Source organism: Bacillus sp. REN3 (assembly GCF_017912555.1).
In the GTDB taxonomy this organism is placed as follows: domain Bacteria; phylum Bacillota; class Bacilli; order Bacillales; family Cytobacillaceae; genus Mesobacillus.
Genome location: NZ_JAERSD010000004.1, coordinates 203,367 through 227,028, shown reverse-complemented (window position 1 = coordinate 227,028; position 23,662 = coordinate 203,367). Strand labels below are relative to the sequence as shown.

The window sequence follows — 23,662 nt, the reverse complement described above, 5'->3', positions numbered from 1 at the left end:
ATCTCCTTTCAATGTATACCATTGACCCTCTGGGAAATATAAACCATTGTCAACGTGACGAAGATGTAGGATTGAATGACACTTATGAAAATGCAGTATGCCTGCCAAACCATCATTGGAAGCGCTGCCGAAAATGCGTAAAGCCAGCCTTTGGCCACCGCGCCGGCAAGAATGGCGAGGATGACTTCACCAGCATAGATATTGCCGAACAGCCTCATTCCAAGCGTTAAAGGCATGCAGAACTGTTCCAGGAGATTGATGGGAAGCATGGCTTTGAAGGGCCTGAAATAACTTGCAGCATATCCCTTGAAACCATGGAGCTTGATGTCGATAAAATGGGTATAGGCAATCATCATGAAGGCTAGGGTCATGGTCACGTGGGCATCCGCTGTCGGGGACTTCCACCAGTTGACATGTTCATCGCCGGTTACGGTGAGTGAAAATGGGACACCGAGAATATTTGCGATAAACAGGAACATCATCAATGACACACCCGTGGAGAGGACGAAAAAGTTGTCTTTGTTTCCCATTGTATTCACCATGATATTCTGGACCACTTCAATCAGCCATTCAAACAAATTCTGCATAGGGTCTGGCATGCCTGAAGTTAAATGACGAGTCGCTGCCCATGCAAACAGGATCACCAAAAATGCGGATGTTGTACTGGCCAGCAGAATCGAAAGGTCGAAGTGCAGATTGAACATTTCAATGATCGGCGGATTTGAATGCATGACAAGTTCCCCCTTTCTGTGGACAGGAGAACAGAAAAGCTTTAGAGGCAAAAATGTTTTATGGTTCTTTTTACCTATCCTACTTCTATTATATCTAATCAACGGAGAAACTGGAACAGAAAACGACTTTAAAATCTAAAAATTCTGAATTATTATCTATGTACAGTTTTTACAGGTTTAATACTTGGTTAATAAAAAATGATGGCAATAGTGTTTTCCGTTTTGGACCATGAATCCAAGCTAGGGAATAACCCTCCTGCTACCATTGTATAATAAAGAAAGCACGATTGCAGTATGATGCTCCATGGATTCGCTTTTTGATCATAAAACAAGGCTTTAATGATCATTTTTTCTCTCTTGCCGACCATGGCGGCTGTGGAAATCACCAGGCATAATTGGGAGGAAGGAAGGAACAGGGCAAGCAATTCTTTTATCCGCTGCTGACACTGGTCTTTAGCCTGCCTCATTTATTTGTGATGCACCCCTCAGGATTCCTTTCACGGTTTATTATGGCTAGAAGGTGCCCTTCCCCAGGAATGACTAAATATGCTTTTTTTGACTGCTTCGATCTATTATGTTACGATTCCTACTATGAAAAGTCTTCTAGGGTTCCGCAGCTGAGCTGGCCTGGTCCGAGAGAGGGCGCACAGGAGCACCTGTGTACACGGAGGGACAAAAACCCGGGAGATATCAGTTGATATCTTTCGGGTTTTTTTCGTGAAGAGGAAGGTGGAGAGGAAGATGGCCTGGTTTTACTTAGTCATCGCAGGTATTTTTGAAGTTGTCTGGGCAATCGGATTGAAATATACGGAAGGATTCACGAAACTTGTTCCATCGGCTGTTACGGCCATTGGCATGGTGATCAGCTTTTATTTTTTATCGATGGCGGTCAAGACACTGCCAATCGGGACTGCTTATGCCGTTTGGACCGGAATCGGGGCGGCTGGAGCGGTCATTTTGGGCATTGTCCTGTTTGGCGAACCAAGGAGCATCCTCAGGCTGATGTTTGTCGCCTTTATACTGATCGGGATTGTTGGATTGAAGGTCACTTCCGGAAACCAATAATCCATTTTTTTACGATCATATTGGGGGATTTTGTGGCGAAACTTCGAACAAAGACAATGATTGTTCCCAGTTTTGTAACATACCAATGTGTCTTATGGTGATAAAATTACCCTAAGCCAATAAAAAGGGGAGCAATGCATAATGGAAGGGAATTTCAATGAAATCCTTGATACATTGAAAGGGATAAAAGACTCGATTGAGGCGTTGAACATAAGGGCTGCGGGAATCGAAAAACGGCTTGAACGGCTGGAGAAAGTTGACAGCATTGAGCACCGTGTTACTTCAAACCAAATAGACATTACCGATATCAAAGAGGCGCTTGAACGGATGGAAGAATTGCAAAGTGCAAGGATTGAAAAAGCACTTCATGAATTGATGGAAAAAACGGAAGTAAGGAATAGCGCGGAATACAACACAATCCATAAGCGACTGGATTCCCATCTTCTCAAAATTGGAAGGATGGAAGAACAGGTTTTGATGGTGGACCAGGATAAACGATGAATGGCAAAAGGCTGCTCCAGGAGGGCAGTCTTTTTTGTGGGGAAGTATAGAATTTCCCTGTGCAAATTTCCAGGTCCAGGTGCCATCGTCCGCACAATGATATCAAAGGAATGAATTCACTAGTTGAGCCCTTTGCCGAGCAGGACGTACAATTGGCAATGTTTCATCAGAATGCGGCAGTCTTAGTCAGCCAGCGCTCAGCGTAGTCGATCAAGGAGGAGTAAAGAGTCCATTTTGTATTGGAGGAAAATCGGCTGCATTAATCAAAATCATTAATGCTTTAGTCTGATGGAAGCATTTAGGAAATCCTTCCCTTAAAATCCAGTTTTTAAATCTGTAAACTTATAATTAGTTTTTAAAATTACTTTTTAGGGAGGAAAGGAGAAAAATGAATTTTTCCCTCAAGCAACTATAAGAATTATTACTGTTTAATTAATCCTTCTTCATTGTTTTTTGCATTTCACCACAGTCTAAGGACTAAAAACATCACCCCCCTGACCCGTTTCATAAATAACAGCGGGAAGCAAAACGGGATTCATCATGAGTTTACTGGCCGAAAATATTTTAGGGTCAAAGAATATCCGGTGAATTTTAAATATCCGTATTTGTTTTTTCAGACGATTCATCTTCTCCATTTTTTTGTAATAAATTTTCAATCATCCTTTATCGCAATTGAAAATGAAACTTGTAGGGAGTTGATTTAATGACGCCATCTTAAGAAGTTTGACAATTTTTCTTTTGATGGGGACTGCGATTTCGTAAATAGGTTCAATGAATCTTTTAAAAGGAGATTATTGCGATGAAAAATAAAGTGAAACGTATGTTGAGTTATTTATTGATCTTTGCAATGATTTTTGGCAGTTTTGGGCAAGCGGTTGTTGCCAAGGGCAATAACAATGGTGAACAAGGAAAAAAGAAGGCGTCTAGTGAGGAGAATGTAAAGCAGTGGTTAAGTGATTTTGAATTCTATGAGGACACCAGAATCGCACAAATCTATGATCAGACTGCAATAAATGAATTAAAGCGTTTCCAGAAAGTAATGAAAGAAACCGGTGCTAAGTTTGATCCTAAACTGGTGGCGGAAAAGGATGAGACGGGGATCTTTAAACAAAAAGATCTTAATGACCCTGCTGTACTTCAACGATTGATTAACCAATATGAACAGGCTGTCCAAGAGGAGTACATACAAGAGGTGGTTCTGAAAAGTGATCGGCTCTTGCAAATCAAACACAAGTTAACGATCTATCTATCGGGCTATGCGGCAAATAACGATTTTAACAAACCAACTAAAGTCTTACTTGCAGATATACTCTTTAACTTTTATTTATCGGATAAAATTGTCAATAAAAATGCGATCGGCATCTTAAAGGATATCTCCGACCAAGCAGATCACAAAGGAAATAGGCATAAAGCCCATTTGAATAATGCTATTAAAATGTCTGAAAAAGGTAATGATTTTCTTGAAAAAGACCTGGATATCCCTGCATCAAAATCCTATCAGAATGCATATAAACAAGTGTTATTCGGACTTGAAAAAGCAGGCTATTCATTCAGCGAAGAGTTCTTTGAATCCCCAGCTGACACGGATGGCGACACTATAACAGATGGAACAGAATTCCTTGAGGGAATGAATCCATTTAAGAAGGATACAGATGGTGATGGATTGCAGGACAATATTGAATATGAGGTTAAATCATCCATTTCCCCGACAAAATATGATTCAGATCGAAATGGCATAAGTGATGCAGATGAAGATCTCGATGAAGATGGTCTGAGCAATAAAGACGAGCAAGCGTATCAAACAAGTTTGATTAAGGAAGATACAGACCAAGATGGTTTAACCGACGGATTTGAAGTACATCAGTTCAATTCATTGCCTAATAAGTATGATACAGATGACGATGGGGTAAGCGATGGAGATGAATATTCTTTAAAGACAAATCCGAATGCTGCTGACAGCGACAATAACGGAATCGGGGATTCTCAAGAACTCTATAAACAATCAATTAGCAAATCATTGATCCAGCCAGATAAACCGGAAATCAAAAGTGTAGAAGTGGAGTTTAGCGCAAAGGATAACATTAATAAAACGACTAGAATTAGCAGTACAAACAAAGTAAATCATAAAACAACTAATTTACACGGCATTGTTGGCCCTCCTGTAAGCATCAATACCCAGTCAACATTTGAGAAGGCAAGCATTACGTTTACGTATGATGAAGCGAAGCTAGGAGACACGTCGGAAGATGATCTGGCTATCATCCGTTACAATGAAGCCGAGGAAATGTTCGAAAGCCTTAACGCTGTGGTGGATACAAGTAAAAATACGATAAGTGCGGAAACTCACACTTTTGGTGAATATCTGGTTGTTGATAAGGCTAAATGGTTGGAGCTTTGGAACAAGAAAATGGACTACTCAGATATGGATGGCCAAGCTGCAAGCAGCGATAACAATATCACAAGCGAAGAGCCAGGTGATGGAGGAATCGATACAAAAGATTCAGATGGGGATGGCTTATCCGACATCCATGAAATCCTGGGGATGAAAACACCATATGGTATCATTTTCACAGATCCGAACAAGAAAGATAGTGACGGCGACGGCTTGACCGATGGGCAAGAAATGGGGCCAATAAAATCATTTACGATAGAAATTTTTGGCGTTAAAATTCATTTTGAAGGTTTCTTTCCAACCAGTTTCCCTGACCAAAAAGATAGTGACGGAGATGGCAAGTTTGATAATGAAGATTCCAGACCGTTGTACTCTGATTTTACCGATACAGTGATTTTTCAATCAGACCGGCCAGAAGGTCATGATGAAAATGGGAATGTAGCCAATGATATGAAAACAAATGACTATACCGACGATCAAATAAAAGACATTAGCTGGATGTTCAGACTCCAATTACTTGAATCATATTTCCCGGGTATTCTCTTTTACGAGTTCGAGGATATGTCTACAAGCTTGTTCTCTATGGGGGAGATGGAAGATGTCATTTTAGACATGATCAATCATTTCAGGGAGGGAAGTGGTGAACATTACAGTAACGAGACTTTAACCAAAGAAGCAAGTGAGCATGAAACAACGAAAGCCTATGTCGAATTTGTCAAAAATGCCTTAGTCGACGAGCTAAAGAAAAATGGAGGAAACTTGGCAGCACTTAAGTTTGATAAAAGCACAAAGGATACAAATGAATTTTATAATAATATACAGAGAAATGCTAGTTACCCAACGTTTAGCTCTTGGAGTGACCGAGTAGGCGGACTTACCATTACAGTAAATGATACCTGGGGGAATACGGTATCTGTAAAAGATTTTTCTGTAAAGGATAATCACTTTAAAGGAGTTATGCGTGTTCGTCTATATGATCATTTTGGGTTGGATCAGCCAGATGTTGAGAAGGTATATGTCAATTTAGCAGGATTCCGTTCCTGGTTTGTCTTACAGCATTATGATGAATACAATGGGAAGTATAAGCCTTTTGTGACTGTAATGGAAATGGATGTCCCATTTGAGGGGAAATTAAGTGATTAAAATGAATTTTAATATGATTGTTTTAATGATTGGGATATTCTTAATTCCAATGAATTTAATTGGATGCGAAAATAATGAGGTATATAGCGGGGAAACAAGAGTTTTCGAAATTGACAATACAGAACAGATCTTGGATAAAAAGGGTGAAGAAAATGTGACTGTTAAAAAGCATTATCTGATTCTAAATCCACCTAAAGATCCAAGAGAACTGAAAGAATTAGTAGGAAAATACAGTAAGGAACATCCGGTGGAAGAAGAAGTGAAAGGAATGGAGGGGAAAAACAGAATTTTTGATCTGTCCTTTTATAGGGAAAGTGAGGATTTGCCAAGAGACTGGCAGCCTGATGAAAGTTATATGAATACAGATCGGCTGGAACATCATAAAAATGATCTAATTGCTTATGTAATTTGGTCAGATGCTGAATCAGAAAAAGAATACAATGTTTATGTTAAAAATAAGGAAGGAAAGATTATTAAGAGGTTGCGTTTTATTGAGGACCAACTTGTTGAGTGAGACACTATCCATCTACCGGAAATGATCATTGTGAGAAGACGCGATAGGAAAACTGTATGAAAGACTGGGGGCCATCATGGATATTTTCCATGATGGTCCCCTCATTTTTCCGATTCGAATCCATAGCTTATTAAAACGATAATATAAAAAATACAGCTGCTATTTCATGGAAAAGCAGCCTTATAGTTCTTGGGATAAGGGTTATCATTACATTGCTTATCTTCGGGACTTGTCTGGAAGAGGCTGGTGTCAGCGCCCACAAAACATAAACGAAGCGGCAGCTTTAAGGAAAATGCGGCTGTATTAATTGACTGTTATTTTATATGCTACTTATCCTTATCGAATACATTCACAGTGAATTTTTTCAGCAAGAGGATGTATACTCTCCCCGGACTAAGTCAGGCTGGAATAATAAATCTGGCGTGGTACGGCTGGGTTGCTGTGAGTGGCTTGATGCATGCCATACGTTATTCTTTATGCACAAAACTTTCAAAAATCCCCTAAACCTCTATATATATGCATTGATAACGCTTACATTCCGAGGTGGTTGTTGGTGTTCACAAAATCGATATCATTGCGGAGATGGGGCGCAGAGCGAAAGGGTTATGATTAAAGTGTAATCATACATTTACCTATTTATTGAAGCAAATTTTCTGTCGAGGTGATTCCTTTGAAATACGATTTAGTATTGCTTCATGCCCCAAGCGTCTATGATTTCAGGAAAAACGCGCTCCTTGCTGGGCCAATCAGTGATGTGGTCCCGTCATCCCCTGTTTTTGAAATGTATCCGATCGGATTGACGAGCATTGCAGAATACCTTGAACGGCAAGGGCTGCGGGTGAAAATCATCAACATTGCCAACCGGATGCTGATGGATGAGAAATTCGATGTCGAGAAGAAATTGAAAAAAATAAAGACTAAAGCTTTTGGAATCGATTTGCACTGGCTGCCGCATGCCCATGGCAGCATTGAACTGGCAAAAATCGTTAAGGGCTTCCATCCTGATACTCCAATGATTTTTGGCGGTTTATCTGCAACGTATTATCATAAAGAACTAATCGAATATCCGTTCATTGACTTTGTTATGAGAGGGGATGCGACTGAAAAATTAATGCTCCTTCTTATCAATCAGTTCAAGAATGGCTCCCGGCTTTTCGGAGGCATCCCGAATCTGACCTGGAAGGACGGCGGGAAACCAGTCTATAATCCTTTGAGCCATGTCCCTGACAGTCTGGACGAATTCGATATTCCTGGTTATCGCTATACGATCAAATCGGTTTTCAAGTACAAAAACTTCCTAGATCCTCTTCCCTATAATGGATGGCTCCAGTACCCGAACACCGCCATCCTGACAGCGAAGGGATGTACGCAGGGCTGCCTGATTTGCGGGGGCTCCAAGCAATCATACAAAGATAACTGCAACCGGAAAAAGCTTGCGGTCCGGTCTCCTGAGAAGCTGGTGGAAGATATCCTCTTTATCCAGAGATTCAGCAGGGCGCCGATTTTCATCCTGCATGATATCCGCCAGGCGGGCAATGCGTACGTTGATGAGTTTTTCGAGCGCCTTGGAAAAATCAACCTGAAGAATGAACTTGTCTTTGAGTTATTCCAATACGCGAATGAAGACTTTTTCAAGAAAATCGAAAAGGTCGTGCCAAAATACAGCATTGAATTGACCCTTGAGACGCATGATGAGAAAATCCGCCGATTTAATGGCAAGTTCAATTGCACGAATGCGAAAGTGATTGAAACACTACAGGCAGCATTGAAGCATAGCTGCAAGAAAATCGATATTTTCTTCATGGTTGGCATTCCGCATCAGGATTACCAAAGCGCCCTTGATAATGTCGATTTTTGTGAAGAAATCCATAACGCATGCGGCGAGGATAAAAGGCTGTCTTACTTTGTCGCACCGCTGGCGCCGTTCCTTGACCCTGCAAGCCCTGCTTTCGAGCATCCAGAGAAATACGGTTACAAGAAGTTTTGCCATTCAATCGAAGACCACCGGAAGGCAATCACACAGCCCTCCTGGAAGTATATGCTCAGCTTTGAAACCGACTATATGACGAGGGACGAAATCGTCAAATCTACCTACGAATCAGCCAAAAACTTGAATGCCTTCAAGCTGAAATACAATCTCGTAGATAAGAAAACCCACGATGAAGTCAACGAAAAAATCGCCAAGTCGCTTGAATACATTGAAAAAATCGATGGAATCATCAACTTGCCAGAGCAGGAAAAAAGCAAGCAGCTTGCCTTGCTGAGCAAGGAAATGGAGGAAGTGAACAAATACAGTATTTGCGGTAAGCATGAACTGAAATGGGAGGTCAAAAAACACTACGCGAACATCTTCTCGTTGACAGCGATTGGCATAGAATTGCTTGTTGAGGATATTTATGTAAATATCAAGCAGCGGCTCTTTTCGAATAACCGCAGGGTCGCACAAGCGTCCAAAAGCCGAACATGATTGGTGTCCATCTTAACGGTCCATTGGGATATTCCTGATGGGCTTTTTTTGTGGCAGGTACAGGATGATTCTTTGAACTGGAATGATGCGCTCCTGATCCGGGTCCTGTGCGGCCAAGTGCCCAGTCCAGATAAGAAAAATAGGGATCTTCCGCGTCATGCTGCCTCATCGACTTATGGCCCGCCATTGGCGGGTTTTTCTTATCTCAACATTTCAACATTTCAAAAAAGGTTTAAAGTCGGGTAGTACGTGAAAAATGTAAAAAAACGAAAAACTATGAAGCGGGTGAAGCAATGGGATTGATTGACTTTTTTAAAAGAGGAAATAAATCTTCGGGGATTGCAGCCCTTGGCAACACTTTTCTTGCAGTATGCAAGGGTGTTGCAGCAAGCATCAGCGGCAGTGGCACTATGATGGCAACAACCCTCCACTCGGTTGCGGATGCGCTGAATCAATTCTTCGTATTCATCGGAAGTTCAATCTCTGAGAAAGAAGCGACGAAGCGCTTTCCGACTGGGTTCGGAAGGGTAGTGAATTTGTTTGTCCTGATTGCTGTCATCATCATTTCCATCATGGCTTATGAAACTGTGTTAAAGGGTTGGCAGCTTATCCAGGATCCAAAAGCTTCATCCAATTTGGCATTGAATGTGGCAATCATGATTCTCGCTGTGCTAGTCGATGGCGGGATCCTGATTAAGGCGATGAAGGAAATTGCCCATGAAACACGGAGTGATGCCAAAGGATTCGGAATCGTAACCCATGCATTCAAGAATGTGAGCCTCGCATCACCGCCGACAAGGCTTGTCTTTTATGAAGATCTGATTGCCACTTCGGGTGCATTGCTGGCATTGCTGTCAATTGTCCTCGCACATGTGACCGGTTTCTACTTGCTGGATGGAATCGGTACATTGCTGATTGGGATACTCTTGATTGTGATTGCCTTGAAAATCGGTTATGAGAATACAATTGGCTTGATTGGCGTTGCTGCGCCGAAGGTAGTGGAGGACCGGATTGCAAAAGCAATCCTCTCGGATCCGGATGTGATTGACATCAATACGTTAAGGGTTGTCCAGGAAGGACGGCAATACCACGTTGAAAGCTATCTTGAGCTTCGCAAAGGGCTGACATTGGCAGATGCGGACGACATTAAGTTCAGGGTAAGGGACACGGTGCTGGAAGATCCCGATGTTGATGATGTCATAATGGGAATCATCGAAGCGGACGACATCCAGACCTGGAAGCTTGAATAATGAAAACTGAGAGGCTGCCCCAAAAGCTCCAGCTGTTGGGCAAATGATGCGGGAAGAGTAGAGTCTCATGGCATAGGGGATGATTTTCAACATCATCCTTGGATGGAATGCCGGACGGCCGCCGCCTTTGTAGAGAGGAAGGAACACGCCGGAGTCCAGTCTGTCCCCAGCGGTGTGGACAATCCGGCACGCATGCGGAAAGCGGCCGACTGAAACCGCCGCATCCTGCGGCAAAGTCGGCACTAGGACCTCCTGTCCGTCGAAGTGCCTGGAGCGCAAATCATCGGGTTGTTTTACAAGCAAAAGAAAAGAGGCGCCCAAAGTTATTTGGACAGCCTCTGCTTATGATAAAACCTCTGTGTTATTGATAAGGATTGGTTCAGCAGATTTTTCTGGTTCCTGCTGTTTTATGACTTCAATATATTTAATATGATGGTCCTCCATCTCAAGGACTTTAAAAAGATAGGGGCTGAAGTCAATCACATCGCCCTGCTTCACTTCGTAATTTTCGGTCAGCATCCAGCCGCCGATTGTGTCGACGTCTTCGTCGTTAATATCCAGTTCAAAAAGGTCATTGATTTCGCTGACAAGAACCTTTGCATCGATGATAAAATGGCCGTCTTTTATCTTTTGGATCATTGGGACTTCATCCAGGTCGAATTCATCCCTGATATCCCCGACGATTTCCTCAAGAATATCTTCAACTGTCACCAGTCCTGAAGTCCCGCCGTATTCATCCATAAGGATCGCCATATGGATCTGTTCCTTTTGCATTTTGACAAGCAAATCGTGGATTGGGATGCTGTCGATGACCCTGATGATCGGGCGGGTATACGAATCCAGCGATTTTCTTGATTGGCCTTGCTCGTTGATCAAATCCGTCATTACTTCCTTGATATTGACCAAGCCGACGATATGGTCCTTGTCTCCATCAATGATTGGGTAGCGGGTGAATTTCTCTTCTTTGACAATTTGAAGGAACTCTTCGAGCGTATGGTCTTTGGACAGAGATACAATTTCCGTCCTTGGCACCATGATTTCTTTCGCGATCCGGTTGTCGAATTCAAAGATTTTATTTACATACTTAAACTCTGACTGGTTGATTTCGCCACTTTTGAAGCTCTCAGAAAGGATAATTCGAAGCTCCTCTTCAGAATGAGCCAACTCATGTCCAGAAACAGGCTTTAAGCCGACAAGGCCTGTTGCCAGGCGAGCTGATCCATTCAAAGCCCAAATGAATGGGTACATGATCCTGTAGAAAAGGATCAATGGACGGGCAGTATTAAGGGCCACAAGTTCAGCTTTTTGTATCGCCAATGTTTTTGGTGCCAGTTCGCCAACCACGACATGCAAAAATGTAATGATGGCAAAAGCAATCCCGATTGATAAAACTGAAACAAGTGATTCCGGGATATCGAAGCGATGGAAAATCGTTTCAAGCCCAGCCGCGATTGTCGGTTCGCCAAGCCAGCCGATTCCCAGCGCTGTAATAGTAATCCCAAGCTGGCAGGCGGATAAGTATTCGTCCAGATTGGAAATCACTTTTTTGGCAGCAACAGCTTTTCTATTCCCTTCTTCGATTAATTGGTCGATTCTGGAACTTCTCACTTTAACGATTGCAAATTCCGAGACAACAAAAAATGCCGTTAAAGCAATTAAAATGGCTATCCAAACCAAGTTAAATATGTCCAAATAAGTTCCCTTAGCCCGAATGGTACGGGTAAGGAGTCACCTCCTGATAAACTGAAAATAAAGCCTGCCATAGAGCAGGCGTATTTCTTTCTTAAATATTATTGCGGCCCTTCCCGATCGGCTTTGCAGCCAGGGCCAGGATCATCGTAAGCGGCTTACTCCGATTCTTTTGCTGTTATTTTCCTGATACGATAGATTACCCCATCATACCACCTCAGCTCTAATCATTTAAGAATTATTATACCATATCAAGTAAATGGAATGTGAGAATAAAATATGGTTGTTATAAGTGTATGAAACAATACCATAAAGTATGAAGTACTGGATATATTATATTAGAAAATTCTGAATTTATCAATTCATAAGCGAAACCTCCCTTCTGACTGGTGCGAATGCCATTCTCTCGCCAGCATTCCATATACAAATAAATCGTGGAAGTTTCCGTTTAAAAATTCTCCATCCCGGATGATTCCTTCAGGCTTGAAACCAAGCTTCAAAGGGATCGCCTGGCTTTTAAGATTCCCCCGACCGCAGCGGATTTCGATTCGATTCAAGCCAAGGTGATAAAAAGCCAACCCAATGGCTGTCCTGGCCGCTCTATGCATGATGCCTTTTCCCTCCATTTTTTTCGCAAGGTAATAACCGATGCTTGTCTGTGAATGGATCCAGTCTATACCATGGAGGCTGATTGTACCTGCTAACTCTCCTTTGTAGCGGATTGCCAGAAAATAACCTTTCTTTTCATAAAAGTGCTGCTCCCATGCACGAATGACGGATTGGAATTGGCCAGGAAAAACCATATCATCGACCCATGGCAGCCATCTCCGCAAATGTTCACGGTTGTCATCTACCAACCGGAAAAGCTCTTCGGCATGATAAGTCTGAAAAGCTTGAAGCATAAGCTCAGAATCAATCGTTAAGGTCAACATGACATCCTCCTGTAAAGAATGGTACTTATTTCATATTGGGTTGATGAGGTTTAAGCGTTTAAAATAGGGGAAAAAGAATTTACGTCTATTTTTAAACTTTTTTCTGGGGAGGAAACACATGAAATTAACAACAAAGATTTTAATAGGTCTTGGTCTGGGTGCCTTGACAGGATTGATTTTGAATATTTTTTCACCTGAAGTATTCTCAATTTTAGATAAATTTCTGTTCACGCCGCTTGGGAAGATTTTTATCAACCTAATCAGCATGCTTGTTGTGCCAATTGTGTTATTTTCCATCATTCTCGGGACAGCAGGTCTTGGCGATCCCAAGAAACTGGGACGGATTGGCTTTAAAACAATCAGTTATTTCTTGATGACAACCGCGGTCGCGATTATTATCGGACTTTCGCTTTCATTCCTGATCAAGCCTGGAATGATCGGAGAATTCGATACAAAGGGTACAGACTTTAAAGCGGAAGAAGCGCCGCCTGTCAGCGAAACGATGCTGAATTTGATTCCGGCCAACCCGTTTGAAGCTCTTACATCTGGAAATATGCTTCAGATCATTGTTTTTGCGATTTTCATTGGTTTAGCATTGACAGCGCTTGGCGAAAAAACAAAAGGCATCTTCAGGCTGATTGAACAAGGGAATGACATCATGATGTATCTTGTCGGTCTCGTCATGAAGTTTGCACCGTATGGAACATTCGGCTTAATTGCCACGGCGATTGGCAGCCAGGGGCTTGATGCGATCCAGGCTATGGGAATATATATGCTTGTCGTGATCCTTGCTTTGGTTCTCCATGCTTTGGCCACATATGGTTCAAGTGTCTACTTCCTGGGAAGGATGAACCCTTTGAAATTTTTCAAGGGATTCTCGCCGGCCATGGGAATTGCTTTCAGTACTTCAAGCAGTAACGCCACACTGCCGGTTTCGATGGAAACAGCGCAAAAGAATCTTAAAGTACCTGAATCTGTCAGCAGCTTCGTGCAGCCCCTTGGGGCTACCATCAACATGGATGGAACCGCCATCATGCAGGGAGTGGCAACATTGTTTATCGCCCAGGTATATGGAATCGACCTTTCCATTGGGGAACTTGCCACGGTCGTATTGACAGCCGTACTTGCCAGCATTGGAACTGCAGGAGTACCGGGTGTCGGATTGATCATGCTTGCAATGGTCCTTCAATCGGTCGGATTGCCAGTGGAAGGGATAGGGCTGATCCTGGGAATTGACCGTTTGCTTGATATGGCTCGAACAGCAGTGAACATTACTGGCGATGCTGCATGTGCTGTCATCGTCGCGGAATCCGAGAAAAAACATGTTGAAAAAACATCGATCAGCGGGATACGATCCGGCCAATCATTTGAATATACAGAGTAATGGAAGACTGCAATTGGAAAGCCCGTTCCTTTCAAGCAAAGGACGGGCTTTTAGTCGGTGTTAGATAGCCGTCATTCTTCATGCCTGTTGATTGGCAGCAGGATGATGAATGAGGTTTTCTCAGGCTCTGAAGAGCAGGCAAGGATTCCTTTATGTTTTTCTATGATTTCCCGGCAAACGAACAATCCAAGGCCGGTACCCAGTGTTTTGGTCGTAACGAATGGTTCAAAAATCGTCTTGAGCATATGATCCGGTATGACTGGCCCGTTGTTGGAAATTTCTAGTTTGATATGCGTTTCATTGACGAAATAACCTTTTACTTCAATCTTTGGGTCATCCCGATACTGGCTCAATACATCTATTGCGTTAAAAACGATGTTGATCAGGACTTGCCTGATTTCATCAGCATATCCGAACAGCATCATTTCATCAACGACTTCCTTGATGATCCTGACATTTGTATCAAGTATACTAGGGTAAAGGAAATTTAATACTTCATCGAGCATTTTGTTCAGGGAAAAAGACGTTTTTTCCTTGCCAATCAATTCTTTCTTTGAAAGCAGCAGGAATTGAGATATTCTGAAGTTCAGTTGTTCCAGTTCGCTGGAAATAATGTCCAGGTACTTCATTTCAGGATTGTCAGCCATCAACAGCTGGATGAACCCCTGTATGGATGTAAGTGGGTTCCGGAATTCATGGATGAAGCTCGAGGTCATTTGCCCAAGCAATGTCAGCCGGTCTTTATGTGTTGAGTCGATGAATTGGTTTTTTTCCTCGATGATTTTGTTTTTCTGCTCGTTGTAATAAGAAACGGCATAATACAGGAACATATCAAAACAATAATTGATCCGATCAATCGTTTCCTGAAGCTCCTCCCATTCCATGTTGAGCTTGTATAAATGCCTGTATATCACGGACCTGCCTGTGTTCACATTAAAGACAAAGTCCCCGATATTGATTTCTGCACGTACACGCTCTTCCCCTACGATAAAAGCAAATCTTTGAAGCTGTTCATCGATTTCATCATTTCCTTTGGAGAATATCTCCAGGATAATATGGTACATTCCATCCGCGTTTCTGATGATCTTGTCCTTGAAAGGATCCTCCACCGAGATAATGATCTTGTCATTCCATTCACTGATCAGGCTTTCTTTTTCATTGATCAGAAAGCCAAGGAGCCGATTTTGAGTTATTGGCCTCATGATTAAAAATCCCCCATTTTGCTATTCAATAAAAGATTCGGTGTGTGAGAAGGATTCCCTTTGTCGAAAATCAACAACATATAGCGGACAGAGTCGAATCTGAAAAAGGGGACTAAAGACTTATGTTTTTAGGCATTGTTGGCTGTTTTTGTCGTATGGACAGGGATAGGGGAAAAGATATCCTTGTTATTTTTCTGCTTGGTCTCCTGCAATTCATCCGTGGTCTGTCGCAAATCTTTCATCCGATCCAAGGGTCCATTGATTAACCAATTGCATCATCAGCTCTTTATTTATACGCTGCACAACAAACCGATGAGTTAGTTGTGCCTCGTAAGTTTTTTTGCTTTTCTGGAATTCGACTTGTAACCACAAGGAATTAGTGTCAATTATATGGATTTTCGGGTGAATGGATGGGTTACAGGTTAATTTTGTGATTTATATCACAGTGAATTTGCTTGAATCTTGGTTAAATAAAGATAATCATTCTCATTTAGATTCCGGCTGGGAATAAAAGTTCTGTGAAGTTGAACGGGTCTACTCAAAAGAGAGAATGGTTCTCAATTAGATTCATATTATTTTTGAAAAAGGTGATGGCTGTGCTGGGAAAACTTAAAACTGGTGAAAAGGGCCGGATCATGAATACTGCAGGAGCAGATAAGTTTGTCAGGAGGAGGCTGCTGGACCTGGGAATTTCAGAAGGTTCAGAGGTCTGCGTTAAATGTATCCTTCCTTTTGGAGGACCTGTAATGGTTGAATCATGCGGGCAGTGTGTAGGCATCCGCAGGAAGGAAGCACTCAGGATCGAAGTGGAGAGAGTATGATGGATATTGCGTTGATTGGCAACCCGAATACCGGGAAAACTTCATTGTTCAATAACCTGACAGGTTCGTATGAATATGTAGGGAACTGGAGCGGTGTGACTGTCGAAAAGAAAGTCGGAGTCTTCAAAAATGGCAAGGATCAGCTGATCGACCTTCCAGGTGTTTATACACTGAACCCTCTTTCAAAGGATGAAGGGGTCGTGACGAAATTTTTCTTGAATGAGCCATTCCAGAAGCTCCTCAATATTCTCGATGCTTCCCAATTAAGAAGAAACCTGCACTTGACAATTCAGCTGTTGGAATACGGAGCTCCCCTGATCATTGGATTAAATATGCTGGATGTCGCCAAAAGCCGGGGAATCCATATCAATTCCGATATTCTTTCCGAATCATTGGGAGTTGCAGTAGCACCTGTTGTCGCGAGGACTGGAAAGGGTTGCGACAACCTAGCGGAGATGCTGACTAGTGAGAAGGCAGGACCGGGCAATCCGAATCTTGTTTATTACGGAAAAGCCATCGAGGATGGGGTTCACAAGCTAGAAAATGAAATCTCCGATCTTACCGATCTTTCCGTTCGCTGGCTGGCTTTACAGCTCTTTGAAGGGAATCCTTATGTAAGGAGTTACCTGGAGGAAATCATCTCGGCTGATAACATAGAAGCCCTTATCGAAACTGTTTCTGCCGCCCATGGAAGGATGGAGGGCAAAAGCGAACAACTTGATCAGGCCATATATAGAAAGAGGAGTGAAGCAATTGATAAAATTGTCTCGCTCTCAACGTCGAAGACGGGCAACAAAAAGATTCCGCTGACCGAGCGGATTGATTTAATCGTCACGAATCGTTTCCTCGGGATCCCAATCTTTCTATCCCTGATGTATCTGATGTTCATGCTTACCTTTGACTGGTTGGGTTTCCCGCTGTCAGATGCGCTCGATTCCCTGTTATCAGGACCGGTCACGAAAGGGATTTCTTTAGCGCTTTCCGCTGCAGGGGCCTCAGAGTTCATCAAGGATCTGGTCATTGATGGGATTGTTGCTGGTGTCGGTGGCGTACTTGTATTTGTACCGCAAATCTTTATCTTGTTCTTCTTCATTTCCTTGCTGGAGGATTCAGGCTATATGGCCAGAGTGGCACTTGTGATGGACCGGCTCATGGAAACGGTGGGACTGAATGGGAAAGCCTTCATTCCAATGATGATCGGTTTTGGCTGCAATGTTCCAGGGATCATGGCGGCAAGGACGATCGAGACACCCAAGGAAAGGCTTATGACCATCCTGCTTACTCCTTTGATGTCCTGTTCAGCCCGTCTTCCGGTTTACGCGTTGTTTGTAGGGGCATTTTTCTTAAAGTACAAGGCGCTTGTCGTATTAAGCCTTTATGTACTGGGAGTGGCAATTGCGTTGATTCTTGCCAAGGTTTTTTCAAAAACACTTTTAAAAGGGGAAACGTCACTGTTTGTCATTGAGCTTCCTCCATACCGGCTTCCACAAGCAAGAGCCTTATGGAGAAGCACTTGGGACAAAGGAAAGGGCTTCGTGAAAAAGGCTGGAACTTTCATTTTTGCAGGATCAGTCCTGATTTGGCTCCTGGCATATGCAGGACCTGAAGGAGCAAATGTCCATATGGATGACAGCTACCTGGCTGCGATAGGCGGGCTCTTCGCTCCATTGCTTGCGCCTCTCGGTTTTGGCACCTGGCAGGCCGGGGCATCGCTGTTGACAGGCTTCCTGGCCAAAGAATCCATCATCTCTACCATGAATATCATTTATTTTGTACCGGATGAAGCAGGATTGCAGGGGCTTCTGGCAACTCACTATACACCGCTAGCCGCTTACAGCTTCATGGTATTCATTTTGCTGTACATTCCATGCCTAGCGACAACGGCAACGATCTATAAAGAAACTGGCTCAGCGAAATGGACTGCTTTTTCGATTGGATATGCGTTAGCCATTGCGTATGGTTTGTCACTGCTAATCTATCAAGGTGGAAAGCTTATTGGATTAAGTTGAACTTGAAGAGGTGAAATGTAAAAATGTTGGTGAATATATTGATTGGATCAGCGATTTTTGGATATGCCGGCTGGGCGTTTTACCGTTTTATCAGCAAGTCAAAGCAAGGTAAGTGTGCAGCCTGCTCGCTCCAAAGCTCCTGTTCGAGCAGCTGCAGCACGGTAAAGGATCAACATGGAAAGTGAGAAGGGATGGATGCGCTTTTGCATCCTTTTTCATTTGTCCCCGTCTTTTTGCAAGGCCGCTTTCGAAAAGATTGTTGTTTTCTGAATCAATTTTAATAGAAACAAATCGTTCGAAAAGATTGATTGGAACGGAGGGTGCAAGACTCCGGCAGGATCAATGGGAAAGTTGAGACCACACAGGTGCTTTTGCGCAAAGGAGGCTCAACTCAAGCTCCTCGGAAAGCGAGCAACCTGGAGTTGCAATTAATCATTTATTAAAAACAACAAAGTTTACGAAAACAGCGTTTTGCGGAGGTATGTCGCTTTTTCGGTACGATCCTGATTTGTGGTATCTCTTGGGAAGCATACCAAAGCGCTTTGGAAGGTTTCGGAATGATTCTCAGAAACCAGGATGCTTAACGGTAATCAAGAAAAAAGGCTGAAATAGGATTAAATTCATTTTCAAATGGTTATAAAGGGTGTAATATTACACTAAAAGAACTAAAGGGATGAAGCTGATGACAAGAGAAGAAATCATCATGAGGGTTTCCGAAAAAATAAAAGTCCTGCGGGCAGAAGTAAGTTATACACAGGATAAAATGGCTGATATCATTGGGATTTCAAAAAAAACGCTTGTTCAGATTGAAAAAGGCAGGGTCGAAGCAGGATGGTCGACAGTTGTAACGATCTGCGCACTTTTCAGGGAAACAGAGACCATTCAATTCCTTTTTGGGGACGAACCTCTTGAAGTGTTGGAGACAGTAGCGCATGAGGGAACAGACTATCGTAAGGAAAAAACGCTCGGTGGCAAAGTCTGGTGGCGAGAGATTGAAAGGGCTGGAGGATTTGTCATGCAGCAGAATATTATTAGCCAGCATTACAGGATCCTGGATGAAGATGATTTTCGGATCTTCAGCAGTTTTGAAGAACAAGAAACAAAAGAACGGTTGGTGGAACTCGCCGATGAAAGAAAAAAATGATGAAGAAAAGCCAGCAGCAAAGCTGGCTTTTCTTGCTTCAGACCTATTGCAGGCTATTTTGCAATCAGGACATGGCATGGAGAATGGTTGGCAACCTTTTGGCTGACGCCCCCAAGCAGCTTTCGCTTGAGGCCCTCGGTGGATGAATGGCCGATAATGATCAAGTCGGCGTCCACTTCCCCTGCATAATCGCAAATGCTCTCAGCCGGGTTCCCTTCCAAAACTTTGAACTTCACATCTGCGTTAATAGCAGACAGCTCCAATCTAGCGTTGTATTCTGCCTGTTCCGTGCTATCTGTGACAATGGCATGTTCAGCTTTTTCAACCGATCTTTGTTCAAACGCGAGGGGAGGCACCTGGATTCCATCTGCGGGATAGTTATTGATTGGCAGGGGCTCCATTGATTGCTCATTTGCTTCAACCGTAACATTCTTGACTTTATCTTCAAATACATGGACAACGATAATCATCATCTCCGGACGGACCTTCGCCATCTCCTTAGTCAACCGCAGGGCCTTCTTGCTGCCTTCAGAATCGTCATACGCAACCACCACTTTCTTGAACTCAGACATGCAACTTCACACTCCCGTTATTTATTTATCGGCTGTGCCAGACTTTCCAAATGATTCCCGTCCACCACAAACTTGAAAGGGTTTACATGTTCAATACCCGTTTTTAACTAAAAATATCACTTGGGACTTTTGCACCCCCTGAAATAGAAGGTGAATGGCGAATTTTTTAATAACAAGAAATGTATGATAGAGTCGGCCGAAAAAGAGAAAAGAAAGGAGGGGGTCGTATGGCATCACAAATGACGGTTCATCCGACAATCAGGAAATGCCTGCAGCATTTGGATATCATCCAGGCAGATGACCAAACGAAACAAATTGTCTATATGTATATGGAAACACTTTTACGCGAGCGAAATGTTGCTGTCCCCGAGGACTGCAAGCAAGGAAAGCCAGACGTGCTAGTGGAAAAGTAGATGAACCAATCGGCTTGGATGACCGATTGGTTTTTTTATTTACAAACAGCATTCAGTAAATCAAAGCAGCCAATCGGCCTCGTTCAGCTACGTCCCTCGGCCCACCTCCTGGCAAGTTTTCTATATGCCTTTTTGCCTTGGTTATAGGCAATATGTGTTATACCTTTTGAAAAATGGGTAAATGAAAATGTCATATTTTCTAAACTATTTTAAAAGGTTGGGGTGTCCAGTGAGAAAAAATTCAATGACGAGCCGTTTTCTTCATGGCTGGAAAAGGATGCATATGACACAGATTGTGATGTTGTCCATTTCCACTGCTGTTCTGGCCTTTTTAAGCTTCTTCCATGTTTATTCAGAAGGAGCGGACATAAGCGAACTGAATGCAGATTTGGCCCAGTCAACCATTATTTATGATGTTAATGAAAAAGTGGCCAGCAAGCCATCATCTTCAAAAAATGGAGGCGTGAAGATTGAGGAGATTCCCGAACATGTGAAAAATGCGGTTATCGCAATTGAAGACCACCGTTTTTACGAGCACAAGGGTGTTGATTTGCTTGGGATCTCCAGGGCTTTTGTCCAAAATGTCAAAGCTGGTGAAGTGGTTGAGGGGGGAAGTACAATCACGCAGCAACTAACCAAGAATGCCTTGTTAACAGCTGAGAAAACATATAAAAGAAAGCTGGAAGAATTCTTCCTCGCAAGGGAAATCGAAAAGCAATATTCGAAAGATGAGATCCTGCAAATGTATTTGAACCGAATATACTTTGGAAATGGCAGCTGGGGAATCAAACGGGCGGCAATGGGGTATTTCGCCAAGGATGTCAAGGATTTGTCCCTAAGTGAAGCCGCAACGCTTGCTGGCTTGATTAAAGCTCCATCAGCCCTGGATCCTTACAAGAATTACGGAAAGGCAATGGAAAGAAGAGATGTTGTGCTTTTAATGATGAAAACACACGGTTTCATCACGGAAAAAGAATACAACGATGCCACAGCGGAGAAGATTGTGCTGAACAAGAATGATGGTGATCCGCTGCTTGGACAGTATCCATATTATCTCGACCATATAATCGATGAAGCTATCAAAAGGTACGGTTTGACCCAGGAGGAGATTTTGACAGGCGGATTCCATATTTATACCGAGCTTGATGTGTCGATGCAAAAAGCACTCGAAGACACGTATGCAAAGAATGAGCTCTTTCCCGAGGGAACTGACAAACAATTGGTACAAAGTGGCGCGGTCCTGCTCGACCCGAAAACGGGTGGAATCCGGGCCCTTGTTGGCGGCCGAGGTGAACATGTTTTCCGTGGCTACAACAGGGCGACCCAATTAAAGGCGCAGCCCGGCTCAACAATGAAGCCTCTTGCTGCTTACGCGCCTGCTTTGGAAGAAGGATGGCAGATAACGGATTTGCTGAAGGATGAAGAATTTGAGTTTGAAGATTACAAGCCTAAAAATTATAAAGGGGAATATCGAGGGGAAGTACCAATGTATGAGGCGCTCAGGGATTCATTGAATGTGCCGGCTGTCTGGCTATTGGATAAAGTCGGCATTGAGAAAGGAATGGAATCGGCAAAAAGCTTTGGAATCAGCCTGGATCCGCAGAAAGACCGGACTCTTGGATTGTCGCTAGGAGGCTTGTCACATGGTGTCTCGCCAGTGAAGATGGCCGAGGCCTATTCGGCATTTGCAAACGAAGGAGAACGGAATGAAGCCCATGCGATTACAAAAATAGTGGATAAAGAAGGAAAGATAATCGCTGAGTGGGAGGGCAAGAAGAACAGGGCCGTTTCAAAAGAGACAGCCGACAAGATGACAACCATGCTAATGGAAGCAGTCGAAGAAGGGACAGGGAAAGGTGCACGGATTGAAGGAAGGGAGGTAGCGGGAAAAACCGGATCCACCCAGGTGCCAATCGAAGGCATCAAGGGAACGAAAGACCAATGGTTTGTTGGCTACACACCACAGCTTGTAGGTGCGGTCTGGGTAGGCTATGACAAAACCGATAAAAAACATTATTTGACGACGACAAGCAGCGAAGGAGCAGCCTTGGTTTTCAAAGATTTCATGTCTGGAGCCCTGGAAGGCAAGAAGGCAGAATCATTCAATGTCCCGCCTATATCTAAGTATAAAGAGGAAATTAAGCGCGAAAAGCACGCAAAAACGGTAAATCAATTTAAAGAAAAAATGAAGAAAGAAGCAAAGAAATTGAAGGGAAAATGGAATAAGAAAAATAAAGAGGAAAAAGGCAGAAAAGAAAAAGAATCTAAAGCTTCGACAACAGGAACTGGAGCGGCCGTGACGGGGGATGGAAATGATGGTGAATCACGCACCAATAATGGTGATTCCGCTGCTGAAGGCGATGGCGGCAGTACAGGAGAGGAACCTGTAACCGGGAGCGGTGATGGAAACAACACTGGCGGCACTGATGGGAGCGATGAGGGAGATACCGGTGATACAACCGGAAGCGGTACTAGCGAGGGAGATACTGGTGATACAACCGGAAGCGATACTAGCGAGGGAGATACTGGTGGGACTGGGGACGGCTAAAACTAGTGGGAAGATGTGAGCTTCACACAAAAAAGGGACGGATGGCTATTTGAAGCACATCCATCCCTTTTTATATGTAAAAGCTTCCAGTAGTAAGTTCAGAGGGACTATGGAACGACTACCAAATAGCTGTTAGTTAACAATAGTGTATGGGAAGAGAGCAATGAACAGATTGGAGAACTTTAGGGGGATGGACGCTAAAGCCTTAACCAATCCTTGGTTGCCCCGCTTGCTGAGAATAAACCAGCAATAACAAGGACCAGCTGAGGATTACATAGAAAAAGGACCTGCTTTTTTGAGCAGGTCCTTTTATTGGTTTATAACCAGTTAATGATAGCGCTGATGACGACGATCGCGCCGATGATCATTAGAATAGTTCTAATCATATCTTATTCACCTCAATACATATCTATCGGACTTCTATTTTAAACTTGGAATGAACCAGTAGAATCAAGGATCCGCTTGCGGTTTACGCTTAATACGGATGCTTCGTTTGTCAGCATTTTTGTTAATTTTCCCAGTTGCGGCTCGACATCATTGCCTTCCATGATAATTTTCAAAGTTGTGTTTGGTTCAACTGTCAGCAGGAAGGATACCAACTTCGATAAAGAAGAGGCTTCTACAGCCTTTTGCCGGCTGTATAAATAGGTTGTTCCGTTCAGCTTTTTTGCTGCCTGGTATATATCAAGCATCTTTTTCATTGTGAACCTTTTTTGAACCATCACATTTGATGACATGATTTCTTTCATATCTATGACTCCTTTGGATAACAATTTGTTATTTTTATAAGCTAGTAAAATATTACCCGTCTTTTAATAAAAGAAACCTGATTGGGTAGGCTTTTAGTATGGACTGTTAAATTTCTTTGAACGAAATTTTGCCCTA

General features: G+C 43.0%; 20 protein-coding genes and 1 riboswitch. Of the genes, 13 read left to right on the top strand and 7 right to left on the bottom strand.

The window, feature by feature from the left end; translation table 11 throughout:
* Positions 1 to 8 precede the first annotated feature (8 nt).
* Both atpB and JJQ88_RS05430 read right to left on the bottom strand, forming a co-directional pair.
* Positions 9 to 731, bottom strand: a complete 723-nt coding sequence (gene atpB / locus JJQ88_RS05435) for a F0F1 ATP synthase subunit A (RefSeq protein WP_210364715.1) — start codon at positions 729 to 731, stop codon at positions 9 to 11.
* Between the two features lie 188 nt (positions 732 to 919).
* Positions 920 to 1,198: a hypothetical protein gene (locus tag JJQ88_RS05430; RefSeq protein WP_210364714.1), complete on the bottom strand. Its 279-nt coding sequence runs from the start codon at positions 1,196 to 1,198 to the stop codon at positions 920 to 922.
* Between the two features lie 125 nt (positions 1,199 to 1,323).
* Positions 1,324 to 1,420: riboswitch (guanidine-I (ykkC/yxkD leader) on the top strand.
* A 52-nt stretch (positions 1,421 to 1,472) separates the two neighbouring features.
* Between JJQ88_RS05430 and sugE the strand changes: the two genes are divergently transcribed.
* From sugE to JJQ88_RS05400, 6 genes are all read left to right on the top strand, one after another.
* On the top strand, positions 1,473 to 1,796 hold the full coding sequence (gene sugE / locus JJQ88_RS05425; protein ID WP_210364713.1) for a quaternary ammonium compound efflux SMR transporter SugE: 324 nt from the start codon (positions 1,473 to 1,475) through the stop codon (positions 1,794 to 1,796).
* Between the two features lie 141 nt (positions 1,797 to 1,937).
* A complete protein-coding gene (locus tag JJQ88_RS05420; protein ID WP_210364712.1) occupies positions 1,938 to 2,297 on the top strand; it encodes a hypothetical protein in 360 nt (119 codons plus the stop codon).
* Between the two features lie 799 nt (positions 2,298 to 3,096).
* Positions 3,097 to 5,832, top strand: coding sequence for a DUF3289 family protein (locus tag JJQ88_RS05415; RefSeq protein WP_210364711.1), 2,736 nt, complete (start codon positions 3,097 to 3,099; stop codon positions 5,830 to 5,832).
* On the top strand, positions 5,825 to 6,346 hold the full coding sequence (locus JJQ88_RS05410; protein ID WP_210364710.1) for a hypothetical protein: 522 nt from the start codon (positions 5,825 to 5,827) through the stop codon (positions 6,344 to 6,346). The genes JJQ88_RS05415 and JJQ88_RS05410 overlap by 8 nt, the downstream gene beginning before the upstream one ends.
* 670 nt (positions 6,347 to 7,016) lie before the next feature.
* Complete coding sequence (locus JJQ88_RS05405; RefSeq protein WP_210364709.1) at positions 7,017 to 8,813, top strand: TIGR04190 family B12-binding domain/radical SAM domain protein; 1,797 nt, start codon at positions 7,017 to 7,019, stop codon at positions 8,811 to 8,813.
* A gap of 293 nt (positions 8,814 to 9,106) precedes the next feature.
* Complete coding sequence (locus JJQ88_RS05400; protein ID WP_210364708.1) at positions 9,107 to 10,063, top strand: cation diffusion facilitator family transporter; 957 nt, start codon at positions 9,107 to 9,109, stop codon at positions 10,061 to 10,063.
* Between the two features lie 342 nt (positions 10,064 to 10,405).
* Here the strand turns inward: JJQ88_RS05400 and JJQ88_RS05395 are convergent, their stop codons facing one another.
* Positions 10,406 to 11,755, bottom strand: coding sequence for a hemolysin family protein (locus JJQ88_RS05395; RefSeq protein ID WP_210364707.1), 1,350 nt, complete (start codon positions 11,753 to 11,755; stop codon positions 10,406 to 10,408).
* Between the two features lie 359 nt (positions 11,756 to 12,114).
* A complete protein-coding gene (locus JJQ88_RS05390; protein ID WP_210364706.1) occupies positions 12,115 to 12,684 on the bottom strand; it encodes a GNAT family N-acetyltransferase in 570 nt (189 codons plus the stop codon).
* A gap of 118 nt (positions 12,685 to 12,802) precedes the next feature.
* Between JJQ88_RS05390 and JJQ88_RS05385 the strand changes: the two genes are divergently transcribed.
* The gene (locus tag JJQ88_RS05385; RefSeq protein ID WP_210364705.1) at positions 12,803 to 14,068 is read left to right on the top strand and encodes a dicarboxylate/amino acid:cation symporter; all 1,266 of its coding nucleotides are present in this window, start codon (positions 12,803 to 12,805) and stop codon (positions 14,066 to 14,068) included.
* Positions 14,069 to 14,139: 71 nt separating this feature from the next.
* Here JJQ88_RS05385 and JJQ88_RS05380 read toward each other — a convergent pair whose 3' ends face one another.
* Entirely contained in the window at positions 14,140 to 15,270 is a 1,131-nt protein-coding gene (locus tag JJQ88_RS05380; protein WP_210364704.1) for a histidine kinase N-terminal domain-containing protein, read from the bottom strand.
* Between the two features lie 590 nt (positions 15,271 to 15,860).
* Here JJQ88_RS05380 and JJQ88_RS05375 point away from each other — a divergent pair.
* From JJQ88_RS05375 to JJQ88_RS05360, 4 genes are all read left to right on the top strand, one after another.
* Positions 15,861 to 16,091, top strand: coding sequence for a FeoA family protein (locus JJQ88_RS05375; protein WP_210364797.1), 231 nt, complete (start codon positions 15,861 to 15,863; stop codon positions 16,089 to 16,091).
* Complete coding sequence (gene feoB, locus JJQ88_RS05370; RefSeq protein ID WP_210364703.1) at positions 16,091 to 18,100, top strand: ferrous iron transport protein B; 2,010 nt, start codon at positions 16,091 to 16,093, stop codon at positions 18,098 to 18,100. Before JJQ88_RS05375 ends, feoB begins: the two co-directional genes overlap by 1 nt.
* Before the next feature lie 23 nt (positions 18,101 to 18,123).
* On the top strand, positions 18,124 to 18,285 hold the full coding sequence (locus JJQ88_RS05365; protein WP_210364702.1) for a FeoB-associated Cys-rich membrane protein: 162 nt from the start codon (positions 18,124 to 18,126) through the stop codon (positions 18,283 to 18,285).
* Between the two features lie 497 nt (positions 18,286 to 18,782).
* Entirely contained in the window at positions 18,783 to 19,244 is a 462-nt protein-coding gene (locus JJQ88_RS05360; RefSeq protein WP_210364701.1) for a helix-turn-helix transcriptional regulator, read from the top strand.
* A 53-nt stretch (positions 19,245 to 19,297) separates the two neighbouring features.
* On the opposite strand, the gene JJQ88_RS05355 is transcribed toward JJQ88_RS05360, so the two are convergent.
* Positions 19,298 to 19,816 (bottom strand): universal stress protein, encoded by a 519-nt coding sequence (locus tag JJQ88_RS05355; RefSeq protein ID WP_210364700.1) that lies wholly within the window; start codon positions 19,814 to 19,816, stop codon positions 19,298 to 19,300.
* A 227-nt stretch (positions 19,817 to 20,043) separates the two neighbouring features.
* Between JJQ88_RS05355 and JJQ88_RS05350 the strand changes: the two genes are divergently transcribed.
* Together JJQ88_RS05350 and JJQ88_RS05345 are read left to right on the top strand one after the other, a co-directional pair.
* Complete coding sequence (locus JJQ88_RS05350; RefSeq protein ID WP_210364699.1) at positions 20,044 to 20,229, top strand: hypothetical protein; 186 nt, start codon at positions 20,044 to 20,046, stop codon at positions 20,227 to 20,229.
* A gap of 244 nt (positions 20,230 to 20,473) precedes the next feature.
* Complete coding sequence (locus JJQ88_RS05345; protein ID WP_210364796.1) at positions 20,474 to 22,777, top strand: transglycosylase domain-containing protein; 2,304 nt, start codon at positions 20,474 to 20,476, stop codon at positions 22,775 to 22,777.
* Positions 22,778 to 23,202: 425 nt separating this feature from the next.
* Here JJQ88_RS05345 and JJQ88_RS05340 read toward each other — a convergent pair whose 3' ends face one another.
* Positions 23,203 to 23,526 (bottom strand): HPr family phosphocarrier protein, encoded by a 324-nt coding sequence (locus JJQ88_RS05340; RefSeq protein ID WP_210364698.1) that lies wholly within the window; start codon positions 23,524 to 23,526, stop codon positions 23,203 to 23,205.
* Between the last annotated feature and the right edge of the window lie 136 nt (positions 23,527 to 23,662).

Excerpts from the sequence above, each read along its gene's own strand:
- JJQ88_RS05390 (WP_210364706.1), bottom strand. The coding sequence starts at position 12,684 with ATGTTGACCTTAACGATTGATTCTGAGCTTATGCTTCAAGCTTTTCAG.
- JJQ88_RS05355 (WP_210364700.1), bottom strand. The coding sequence starts at position 19,816 with ATGTCTGAGTTCAAGAAAGTGGTGGTTGCGTATGACGATTCTGAAGGC.
- JJQ88_RS05340 (WP_210364698.1), bottom strand. The coding sequence starts at position 23,526 with ATGAAAGAAATCATGTCATCAAATGTGATGGTTCAAAAAAGGTTCACA.
- JJQ88_RS05350 (WP_210364699.1), top strand. The coding sequence starts at position 20,044 with ATGGCATCACAAATGACGGTTCATCCGACAATCAGGAAATGCCTGCAG.
- sugE (WP_210364713.1), top strand. The coding sequence starts at position 1,473 with ATGGCCTGGTTTTACTTAGTCATCGCAGGTATTTTTGAAGTTGTCTGG.
- JJQ88_RS05380 (WP_210364704.1), bottom strand. The coding sequence starts at position 15,270 with ATGAGGCCAATAACTCAAAATCGGCTCCTTGGCTTTCTGATCAATGAA.
- JJQ88_RS05430 (WP_210364714.1), bottom strand. The coding sequence starts at position 1,198 with ATGAGGCAGGCTAAAGACCAGTGTCAGCAGCGGATAAAAGAATTGCTT.
- atpB (WP_210364715.1), bottom strand. The coding sequence starts at position 731 with ATGCATTCAAATCCGCCGATCATTGAAATGTTCAATCTGCACTTCGAC.
- JJQ88_RS05375 (WP_210364797.1), top strand. The coding sequence starts at position 15,861 with ATGGCTGTGCTGGGAAAACTTAAAACTGGTGAAAAGGGCCGGATCATG.
- JJQ88_RS05385 (WP_210364705.1), top strand. The coding sequence starts at position 12,803 with ATGAAATTAACAACAAAGATTTTAATAGGTCTTGGTCTGGGTGCCTTG.
- feoB (WP_210364703.1), top strand. The coding sequence starts at position 16,091 with ATGGATATTGCGTTGATTGGCAACCCGAATACCGGGAAAACTTCATTG.
- JJQ88_RS05420 (WP_210364712.1), top strand. The coding sequence starts at position 1,938 with ATGGAAGGGAATTTCAATGAAATCCTTGATACATTGAAAGGGATAAAA.
- JJQ88_RS05360 (WP_210364701.1), top strand. The coding sequence starts at position 18,783 with ATGACAAGAGAAGAAATCATCATGAGGGTTTCCGAAAAAATAAAAGTC.
- JJQ88_RS05365 (WP_210364702.1), top strand. The coding sequence starts at position 18,124 with ATGTTGGTGAATATATTGATTGGATCAGCGATTTTTGGATATGCCGGC.
- JJQ88_RS05400 (WP_210364708.1), top strand. The coding sequence starts at position 9,107 with ATGGGATTGATTGACTTTTTTAAAAGAGGAAATAAATCTTCGGGGATT.
- JJQ88_RS05415 (WP_210364711.1), top strand. The coding sequence starts at position 3,097 with ATGAAAAATAAAGTGAAACGTATGTTGAGTTATTTATTGATCTTTGCA.
- JJQ88_RS05345 (WP_210364796.1), top strand. The coding sequence starts at position 20,474 with ATGACGAGCCGTTTTCTTCATGGCTGGAAAAGGATGCATATGACACAG.